The organism is Alcanivorax sp. HI0083 (genome assembly GCF_001635175.1).
The window spans coordinates 1-9762 of record NZ_LWFX01001115.1 but is presented as its reverse complement, the minus strand read 5'-3'; the positions used below and the strand labels follow the sequence as shown (position 1 = coordinate 9762).

At 56.3% G+C, this 9762-nt stretch carries 8 protein-coding genes; 4 read left to right on the top strand and 4 right to left on the bottom strand.

Going from position 1 to position 9762, the window contains the following annotated elements:
* From yidC to rpmH, 3 genes are all read right to left on the bottom strand, one after another.
* Positions 1-1667, bottom strand: a 1667-nt coding sequence (gene yidC, locus A3754_RS15490; RefSeq protein ID WP_063520431.1) for a membrane protein insertase YidC, incomplete at its 3' end; no start/stop codon positions are given.
* A gap of 40 nt (positions 1668-1707) precedes the next feature.
* The gene (gene rnpA / locus A3754_RS15485) at positions 1708-2073 is read right to left on the bottom strand and encodes a ribonuclease P protein component (protein WP_063520430.1); all 366 of its coding nucleotides are present in this window, start codon (positions 2071-2073) and stop codon (positions 1708-1710) included.
* 38 nt (positions 2074-2111) lie between these two features.
* Complete coding sequence (gene rpmH / locus A3754_RS15480; RefSeq protein ID WP_011590025.1) at positions 2112-2246, bottom strand: 50S ribosomal protein L34; 135 nt, start codon at positions 2244-2246, stop codon at positions 2112-2114.
* A gap of 510 nt (positions 2247-2756) precedes the next feature.
* Between rpmH and dnaA the strand changes: the two genes are divergently transcribed.
* The 4 genes from dnaA to gyrB all read left to right on the top strand — a co-directional run bounded on the left by dnaA (position 2757) and on the right by gyrB (position 8951).
* On the top strand, positions 2757-4181 hold the full coding sequence (gene dnaA / locus A3754_RS15475; RefSeq protein WP_063520429.1) for a chromosomal replication initiator protein DnaA: 1425 nt from the start codon (positions 2757-2759) through the stop codon (positions 4179-4181).
* Between the two features lie 51 nt (positions 4182-4232).
* A complete protein-coding gene (gene dnaN, locus A3754_RS15470; protein WP_063520428.1) occupies positions 4233-5333 on the top strand; it encodes a DNA polymerase III subunit beta in 1101 nt (366 codons plus the stop codon).
* Positions 5334-5414: 81 nt separating this feature from the next.
* Positions 5415-6524: a DNA replication/repair protein RecF gene (gene recF / locus A3754_RS15465; RefSeq protein WP_063520427.1), complete on the top strand. Its 1110-nt coding sequence runs from the start codon at positions 5415-5417 to the stop codon at positions 6522-6524.
* A gap of 9 nt (positions 6525-6533) precedes the next feature.
* Positions 6534-8951, top strand: coding sequence for a DNA topoisomerase (ATP-hydrolyzing) subunit B (gene gyrB, locus A3754_RS15460; protein WP_063520426.1), 2418 nt, complete (start codon positions 6534-6536; stop codon positions 8949-8951).
* A gap of 111 nt (positions 8952-9062) precedes the next feature.
* On the opposite strand, the gene A3754_RS15455 is transcribed toward gyrB, so the two are convergent.
* Positions 9063-9419, bottom strand: coding sequence for an H-NS family nucleoid-associated regulatory protein (locus A3754_RS15455; RefSeq protein ID WP_063520425.1), 357 nt, complete (start codon positions 9417-9419; stop codon positions 9063-9065).
* Positions 9420-9762 lie beyond the last annotated feature (343 nt).

The window sequence follows — 9762 nt, the reverse complement described above, 5'->3', positions numbered from 1 at the left end:
AGACCGGCCGGGAACCACAGCATGAACACCGCAAAGATCATCGGCATCCACTTCATTACCTGGGCCTGGGTCGGGTCCGCCGGTGTCGGGTTCAGGCGGGTCTGCAGGAACATGGACGCGCCCATCAGGATCGGCAGTACAAAGTACGGGTCCATCACAGACAGGTCGTTGATCCACAGGAAGAACGGCGCCTGGCGCAGCTCAACGGATTCCAGCAGCACATAGTACAGGGCGATAAACACCGGCATCTGTACCAGCATGGGCAAGCAGCCACCCAGCGGGTTGATTTTTTCCCGCTTGAACAGATTCATGGTTTCCATCTGCTGCTTCTGCTTGTCGTTCTTGTTCTGCTCCTTGATGCGCTGCATTTCCGGCGCGACCTTGCGCATCTTGGCCATGGAACGGTAACTGGTGGCGCTGAGCTTGAAGAAGATCGCCTTGATGATGAAGGTCAGCAGGATGATTGCCACACCCCAGTTCCCCACACCGCCACCGATGTCGATATCCATACCGAAGACAGACACTTCCCCGCTCTGCAGGAACACCAGCAGGGCAAAAATAGGCTGGGAAATAAACCACAACCAGCCGTAGTCCACGGTCATGTTCAGGCCCGGGCTGATGGCTTCCAGGTTGTCCTGCTGCTTGGGACCGGCATAGAACTCGGCATACAGCACCGACTCTTCACCCGGCTGCACCGTGGTATTCGGCGAAACGAATCGCAGCAGGTACTGGTCGCGTGATTGCAAGTATACGCTGGAGTAATGGTTTTTCTGTTTGGCGTCGGGAATCCAGGCAGACACAAAGTAATGCTGGACCATGGCAAGCCAGCCGCCTTCCACGGTCTGGTCCAGTTTGACCCCGTCTTCGCTCATGTCATCAAACGTGAGCTTGTTGTAAGGCTTCTCCGGGCTCCAGTAGGCCGCCCCCAGGTAGGTGGGCATGGGCGCGAAGCCTGCTTTGGACAGCCCCGGGTCATCACTGCCATCTCGCTTGATCTGCCCGTACAGTGCGCCCGTCCAGGGGCTGCTGCCGTTATTGCGGACGATATGGCTAACACGGACCAGGTAGCTGCCTTTCTCGAAGGTATAGCGCTTGATGATTTCGGCGCCATTATCCTGGGTCAGAGTCAGATCCACATTCAGCTCGTTGCTACCCTCAGCAAGCTGGTAACTCTGCCGGGCACTGCTCCAGTGCGGGCGCCCCTTGCTGGAATCGGTGCCATTCTTGCCCACCAGACCACTCTGGGCTACGTAGGTGCCACTGCTGTTCTGCTCCATCAGCACAAAGGGCTGATCCGGGGTTTCCACATGTTTGGGATATTCCGGCAGGGCCAAGCGAACGATATCGCCGCCAACCGGGTTGATCTCCACCCGCAATACATCGGTGTTGACCTCGATGTGCCTTGCGGAAGCGGTGGTACCCGGGGTATCGATTTGGGGAGCGACAGGCTGATCACCGTCAGCCTGGGCGGCCGGAATGCTGTTCTCGGTTTCCGGCTGAGGCGCAGGCAAATCCGCACTGTCTGCGGATGAAGGGCTCCCTTGCTCTGCCACCTGTTCAACAGGGACAGGGGTTGCCGAGTCTGCGTGGTCCCGCTGCCAAGCCTGAATCATCAGGTATGAGACAACGGCAATGCCGGTAATAACTAGGGCGCGCTGGATTTCCATAAGAGGCTTATCTGTGGCGTGAAAAACGGGCCGCAGTTTCTCAAGCTTGCCGACACTTAGCAAGCAGCTTGTCAAATAGCCGGGTGATATCGCGGGTAACCTGATCCGGATCCGGGTTCTCGATACGGCCTCTGACCAGCAGAATAATGTCCAGGCCAGCCAACTCCTGCTGTCGGCAGCGGAACTGTTCGCGTACCCGCCGCTTGATTCTGGCACGGTCTACGGCGCGTTTGGCGCGTTTACGGCCAATCACCAGGCCCAGTCGGGGCTGCGGTTGGGTATTGCGTGTTACCAGAAGCAGATAACTGCCAAGGCCAACCTTCCATTCAGGTTGATCAAAGACGGCTTGATACTGGGAACCGGTAAGAAGGCGATGTTGGCGGGTAAAGGCCTGTGAGATTGGCACTGTTACCTCAGCCAGGAAGGCAAGGTAAAACGGTTGGCTTATGCAGCCAACCGCTTACGGCCCTTGGCACGACGAGCGGCCAGGATTTTGCGGCCATTTTTCGTGGCCATACGAGCACGGAAACCGTGAGCACGTTTGCGCTTGAGCACGCTTGGCTGGAATGTACGTTTCATGGCGTCTTCCCCATGGATTAGACAGCGATTAGAAGGGCGGCAAGTCTAGGGAAACTGAGTGGTGGTGTCAACGCGCTTTTCAGCGTGCTCGAAAGAGGAAAAGAAAAGACTGTTAATAGATTTTATATATTTAAGTATTTATTGATTGTAGTGGTGATTATAGGGGCACCTGCTTTTTGTGGGTAAGTCTGAAAATGTCATATATTTCAGGTATTTGTTTTGATGATAACTTGCGTATCACTGTGTGTAAGTACTGGGGGTTATGTGTGGGTGAGCTGTCATTAAATGTGGGTATAAGTTGTGCCTCCGGTTATCCACCGGGTTGTCCTGTGGTCCGCCAACAGGGTTATGAGCCTAGTTATCCACAGGAAAAGGCGATTAAAAAAAGCCGGCTCCCCTGTGGATAGGTGGGCTTCTGTAGGGGTAGAATGGCTGGCTCGGTTGTGCCTTTGTGTTCTTGTGGCAGGGCGATGACAGCGAGCAATACATCAAGGAAATCAAGGCGGGTGCGTGTCTGAAGAGCTCTGGCAACGCTGTCTGACGCGACTCGAAGATGAGTTGCCGTCGCAGCAGTTCAACATGTGGATTCGGCCGCTTCAGGTGGCTGCATCTGCGGATGGTGCGGAGCTGACCCTGTTTGCCCCCAACCGGTTTGTGGTGGACTGGGTCCGTGACAAATACCTGGACCGTATCGGCGAGGTATTGGGGGAGATGCAATCAGGGCCGCTGCCGCAATTGCGGCTGGAGGTGGGCTCCACCCGTTCCAGCACGCCCGTGGCGGCGTCTTTCAATGGTTCTGGCCCTGCTACCGGCAGTGGTCCGATAACTACGCCTGCGGTGGCCCCTGCGCCCCGTCAGCCGGAGTCTGATAGCCGGCCGCAACCCACCGCGCTGGGCGGGGCCCGCAAGCATCGCAGTAACCTCAATACCGGCTTTACCTTCTCTACCTTCGTCGAGGGCAAGTCCAACCGCATGGCGGCGGCGGCGGCCCAACAGGTGGCCGAGAATCCGGCGAGCCACGGCTATAACCCGTTGCTGTTATACGGCGGCGTTGGCCTGGGCAAGACTCACCTGATGCATGCGGTGGGTAATGAGCTGTTACGGCGCAATCCCAATGCCAAGGTGGTCTACCTGCACAGTGAGCGCTTTGTGGCGGATATGATTTCTGCTCTGCGCAACAAGACCATTAATGAGTTCAAGCGCTTCTATCGATCCGTGGATGCGTTGCTGATCGATGATATTCAATTTTTTGCAGGAAAAGAGCAGTCCCAGGAGGAGTTCTTCCATACCTTCAATGCGCTGCTGGAAAACGGTCAGCAGATCATCCTCACCTGTGACAAGTTCCCCAAGGAAGTGGATGGTTTGGAGGAGCGCCTGAAAAGCCGGTTTGGTTGGGGCTTGTCCCAGCCCATGGAGCCGCCGGAGCTGGAAACCCGGGTGGCGATCCTGAAAAAGAAGGCGGAAGAGGCGAAGGTGGATCTGCCCAACGACGCGGCCTTCTTTATTGCCCAGCGAATCCGTTCTAATGTACGGGAGCTGGAAGGTGCCTTGCGCCGGGTGATCGCCCATGTGCGTTTTACCGGGGCGCAGATTGATATCGGTCTGATCAAGGAAGCGCTGAAGGACCTGATCGCGCTGCAGGCGCGGCAAATCAGCATCGACAATATCCAGCGCATCGTGGCCGAGTATTACAAGATCAAGATCAACGACTTGCTATCGCCACGGCGGACTCGCTCGGTGGCGCGGCCCCGGCAGGTTGCCATGGCGCTGTCGAAAGAGCTGACTAGCCACAGCCTGCCGGAGATCGGTGAGAATTTTGGTGGCCGGGATCACACCACCGTATTGCATGCCTGTCGCAAGGTGCTGCAGCTGCGGGAATCCAATCCGGAAATCGAAGAAGACTATCAGAATCTGTTACGGACATTGACGTCCTAATCGGGGTGGCTCTGTGGCGAGCAAACCCAATAACCAGAACGGGAAAGCGCAATGAAATTCTCAATCAATAGAGAACAACTGCTCAAGCCGCTACAGCAGGTCGCCGCCGTGGTGGAAAAGCGACAGACCCTGCCGGTACTGTCCAATGTATTGCTGGAAGTGGGCGACGGCCAGCTTTCCATGACCGGGACAGACCTGGAGCTGGAGCTGGTGGCGCGCTTGCCGCTGGAAGGTGAGCAGGAGCCCGGTGAGACCACAGTGCCCGCCCGCAAGCTGGTGGATATTGCCAAGAGCCTGCCGGCGGAAGCCGATATCCGCTTTGAGGTGGATGGCGAACGCATGCTGGTTCGTTCCGGTCGCAGCCGCTTTACCCTGTCTATCCTGCCCGCCTCGGAATTTCCCAACCAGGAAGAAGATGCTGCAGGCAGCAGCCTGGAAATGAAGCCGGATGTGCTGCGTGGCCTGATCGATCGCACTGCCTTTTCCATGGCGCAGCAGGATGTGCGTTATTACCTGAACGGCATGTTGTTCGAGCTGAAGCCGGGCCGTCTGCGTGCCGTGGCTACCGACGGCCACCGCCTGGCGCTGTGTGACGCCGAGCTGGACGCGCCGGTTGAAGAAGCCTCCGTGATCCTGCCCCGTAAAGGGGTGATGGAGTTGTCGCGCATTCTCGGCGACAGCGGAGAGGCGGCTCGCCTGACCATTGGCCGCAATCATGTGCGCATCGTGGTGGGGGCGATCACCTTTACCTCCAAGCTGGTGGATGGCAAGTTCCCGGAGTATGACCGGGTGATTCCCAAGGAAGGCTCGCGCAAAGTGGTTGCAGACCGCGAAACCCTGCGTCAGGCGCTGGCCCGGGTGGCCATTCTGTCCAACGAAAAGTACCGGGGTGTGCGGGTGCAGTTGTCCGAGGGCAGCTTGCGGATCGTGGCAAACAACCCGGAACAGGAAGAAGCGGAAGAGGAAGTGTCCGTGGATTTCAATGGCTCACCGCTGGAGATTGGCTTTAACGTGAGCTATCTGCTGGATGTGCTGAACACCATGGGTGGCACCCAGGCAGAGCTGGAAATGGGCGACAGCAATAGCAGCGCCCTGGTCTTTGACCCTGAGAGTAAGGCTGCCGTGTATGTGGTTATGCCGATGCGCCTCTGAGAATGCAATGTCTTGCCGGGGTGGTCGTCATGGCCACCCCGTTGTTGTTTTCCCCTCCTCCCCGCTTTTGTTGTTTCCCTGATGCTTAGCCGCCTTCAGCTGAGTGATTTTCGCAACTATGGTACCGCCGAGGCGGATCTCTCCCCGTCGTTGAACGTGATCCTGGGTGATAACGGCAGCGGCAAAACCAGTTTGCTTGAAGCGATCTACTTTATTGGCAGTGGCGGTCGCTCCTTTCGCGGTGGCCGTTTGTCGCGGCTGGTTCGCGACGGCGCCGAGGCGGCCACGCTTTATGCGGAGGTGACCACTGCCGGGGATATGCACCGGCTGGGAGTGCGGCGCACCCCGGGCGGAATTGATGCGATCAAGCTCAATGGGCAGACCCCCAGGGCGCTGAGTGAGGTGGCCGCGCTGTTGCCAGTGTTGGCGTTGCACCCTACTTCTGTTGAGTTGGTTTTTGGGTCATCGCAGCTTCGGCGGCGCTTTATGGACTGGGGAATGTTCCACGTGGAACATCAGTTTATGCCTGTGTGGCGCGCCGGCTCGGCAGCCCTCAGGCAGCGCAATGCCCTGTTGCGCACCGGCCGTCCGAGTTCGAGAGAACTGGGCTTTTGGAATCAGCAACTGGCCCAGACTTCTGATAGAATCGAAGGGTTACGCAGGGGCTATCTGGCTGCGCTACAGCGTGGTTTGGATGAGGCCTTGGTGGTATTGGCTCCCGAGCTGAAAATTCGGCTCAGGCTGCAAACAGGGCTGCAGAAAGATGAGTCCTATGGGCAGGCCCTGGAGCGGCTTCAGCCAGATGATCTACGGCGTGGCTTCAGCCAGGCTGGATTCCATCGCAGTGATATTCGTATTGAAAGTCATGGCGTTGTGGCCCGCGACCGTTTATCCCGTGGGCAGGCCAAATTGGTGGCCTATGGCATGGTGTTGGCCCAGTTACCGTTGATTAGCCAGGCTGGAAAGGTTTGTACGCTGCTGGTGGATGATTTGGCGGCAGAACTGGATGAAGAACATCGTAATCAGTTGTTGGGGTATTTGGCGACTACGGGCCACCAGACACTGATTACAGCGTTGGATATGCCCCAATGGGCTGCCATCGTGAATGACAATAACGCATTACAGGCGGTGGATAGCAAAATGTTCCACGTGGAACATGGCAAGCTGCGCCCCCTCACCGAGAGCAAATAAGGAAATACCATGGCAGAGAAGAATTACGATTCATCCAGCATTAAGGTGCTGAAAGGATTGGATGCCGTACGTAAACGTCCGGGCATGTATATCGGTGATACAGATGATGGCACGGGTCTGCACCACATGGTGTTTGAGGTCGTGGATAACTCCATCGATGAGGCGCTTGCCGGATTTTGCTCCGAGATCAAAGTGGTTATCCATCCGGACGAATCTGTCTCTATCCAGGATAATGGCCGGGGTATTCCCACCGAAATGCACGAAGAAGAAGGTGTCAGCGCCGCCGAAGTCATCATGACGGTGCTACACGCCGGCGGTAAGTTCGACGATAACACCTATAAGGTGTCCGGCGGGCTGCACGGCGTGGGGGTATCGGTGGTGAATGCCCTGTCGGAAGAGCTGAAATTGACCATTCGTCGCAATGGCCAGGTTCACGAGCAGATTTATAACCACGGGGTTCCGGCCAACCCGCTGGAGGTAGTGGGAACAACGGAATCCAGCGGTACAGCGGTTCATTTCCGCCCTTCCGCTGAAACCTTCAGCAATATCAAATTCCACTACGATATCCTCGCCAAACGATTGCGGGAGCTGAGCTTCCTGAACTCCGGCGTGCGTATTCACCTGATGGATGAGCGCAGCGGCGATGAAGATGTGTTTGAGTATGAGGGCGGGCTGAGTGCCTTTGTCAGCTACCTGAATACCAATAAAACCGCCCTGAACCAGGTCTTCCACTTCAATTATGAGCGGGAAGAAGACGGGATTGCGGTGGAAGTGGCCATGCAATGGAATGATTCCTATCAGGAAAACATTTTCTGCTTTACCAACAATATTCCCCAACGCGATGGCGGCACGCACCTGGCCGGTTTCCGGGCGGCGCTGACCCGTACCCTGAACAGCTATATGGACAAGGAAGGGTTCCTGAAAAAGGAAAAAGCCAACCCGTCCGGGGATGATGCCCGGGAAGGCCTGACAGCAGTAATCTCCGTGAAAGTGCCTGACCCCAAGTTCTCCAGCCAGACCAAGGACAAACTGGTCTCCTCCGAGGTGAAGAGCGCGGTGGAACAGACCATGGGGGATCTTTTCCAGGATTACCTGCTGGAAAACCCCACCGAAGCCCGTAGCATTGTACAAAAAATCATCGATGCGGCACGCGCCCGCGATGCGGCCCGTAAAGCCCGCGAAATGACCCGTCGTAAGGGCGCACTGGATATCGCTGGCCTGCCTGGCAAGCTGGCGGATTGCCAGCAGAAAGACCCGGCGCTCTCCGAACTCTATATTGTGGAGGGTGACTCTGCGGGGGGCTCAGCGAAACAGGGCCGTGACCGCAAGAACCAGGCGATTTTGCCCCTCAAAGGTAAAATTCTGAATGTGGAGAAGGCGCGTTTCGACAAGATGCTCTCCTCCCAGGAAGTGGGCACCCTGATTACGGCACTGGGCTGTGGCATTGGTCGTGATGAATACAATATCGACAAGCTGCGTTATCACCGCATTATTATCATGACGGATGCGGACGTGGACGGTTCACACATCCGCACCCTGCTGCTCACCTTCTTCTTCCGTCAGATGCCGGAGCTAATCGAGCGTGGTTACGTCTATATCGCCCAACCGCCGCTCTACAAGGTGAAGAAAGGCAAGCAGGAAACTTATTTGAAAGACGATCCGGCCATGGAGGAGTACCTCACTACCCTGGCGCTGGATAAAACCGGTCTGTACCCGGGGGATGATGCGCCACCGATCAGTGGTGAGCCGCTGGCCAAGTTGATCGCCGAGTACCGCGGTGTGATGAAGATTGTCGACCGACAGTCCCGGGTCTTCCCGGAAGAAGTGCTGGAGCAGATGATCTATATGCCGTCACTCAGTGAGGCGTCGCTGAAAGATGAAGCTGCCATGACGCAGTGGTGCGAGACCCTGGGAAAACGCGTGGATGCTATCACTGACGCCACCCAGGCATTTACGATTACCGCCCAGCGTGATGAAGAGCGAGGCCTGTACTTGCCACGTGTGCAAGTGCTCGCTCACGGTGTACCCCGTGAATATCGTGTTACTCTGGATTTTCTGCAGTCCCCGGACTACCAGAAGATCAAGGCCTTGGGGGAAACCCTGGAAGGCCTGCTGGCAGACGATGCCTACATCCAGCGTGGTGAGTCGCAGCGGCCTATTCGCCACTTTGCCGAAGCCCTGGACTGGCTGATGGTGCAAGCGCGCCGTGGTACCAGTTTCCAGCGTTACAAGGGGCTGGGGGAGATGAACGCGGACCAGCTGTGGGAAACCACCATGGACCCGGAAAGCCGCCGTATGCTGCAGGTGACCATCGAAGACGCCATTGCGGCGGATCAGATCTTCACCTGCCTGATGGGGGATGACGTGGACCCGCGCCGTCAGTTCATCGAGTCTAATGCACTGCAGGTATCGAATCTGGATGTATAAACGCCTGAGGCTGGATGCCTGATGCACGACGCTTAAAAAAAGCGAACCCGTTGGGTTCGCTTTTTTATTGCCTTTAGCGTCCGGCCTCAGGCATCTGGCGTCATGCGTAATTTATACCGCAAAATCGTCCAGCTTGGCGCCTTTGCTCAGGGCATCCTGCAACCACAGTGGACGTTTGCCGCGGCCGGTCCAGGTGTTGCCGCTGTTATTGGGATCGCGGAATTTTACTTTGGCCGGGCGGCGCACACCGGTTTTTTTCTTGGCGGCTTTCTTGCGCGTGGTCTTTTTCTTGTCGGCGGCATTTTTCAGCAGGTCCTGGGGATCCACACCCAGATCCTTGGCCATTTTCTCCAGAACCGCCTGGGCATTTTTCAATTCGGCTTTACGCTTTTTGTCGAGCGCAGACTCTGCCTGCTTGATCAGTTTTTCCAGCTCGTCCACAGACAGTTCGTCAAGATTGATGCTCATTAAGGTGCCCTTGTTTTAGGTCATTGAATAACGGCAAAGACTGTAATTATTTTAGTGGGCATTGGCAATATAGTGGGTTAAACGCAGAGCGGAAAATAAAAAATACGGTGACGTAAAATAATATTTTTCCCGCGGTGATTATAAAATAACCGCCTTCCTGCCATTTTGTGGATAACACGCACCGGTTGTTAAGGAACCTCTGAAAAACTCCTTGCGTACTCAGTCTTTCAGGCTGGTTCGCAATCTAGGCGTGCTTTTGAAGGTGTCCCCTAACTGGGATCGAGATATGTCCATCCATCGAAAAAGCGCAACAACGAGTGCGGGCCAGCCTGAATGACCCGAA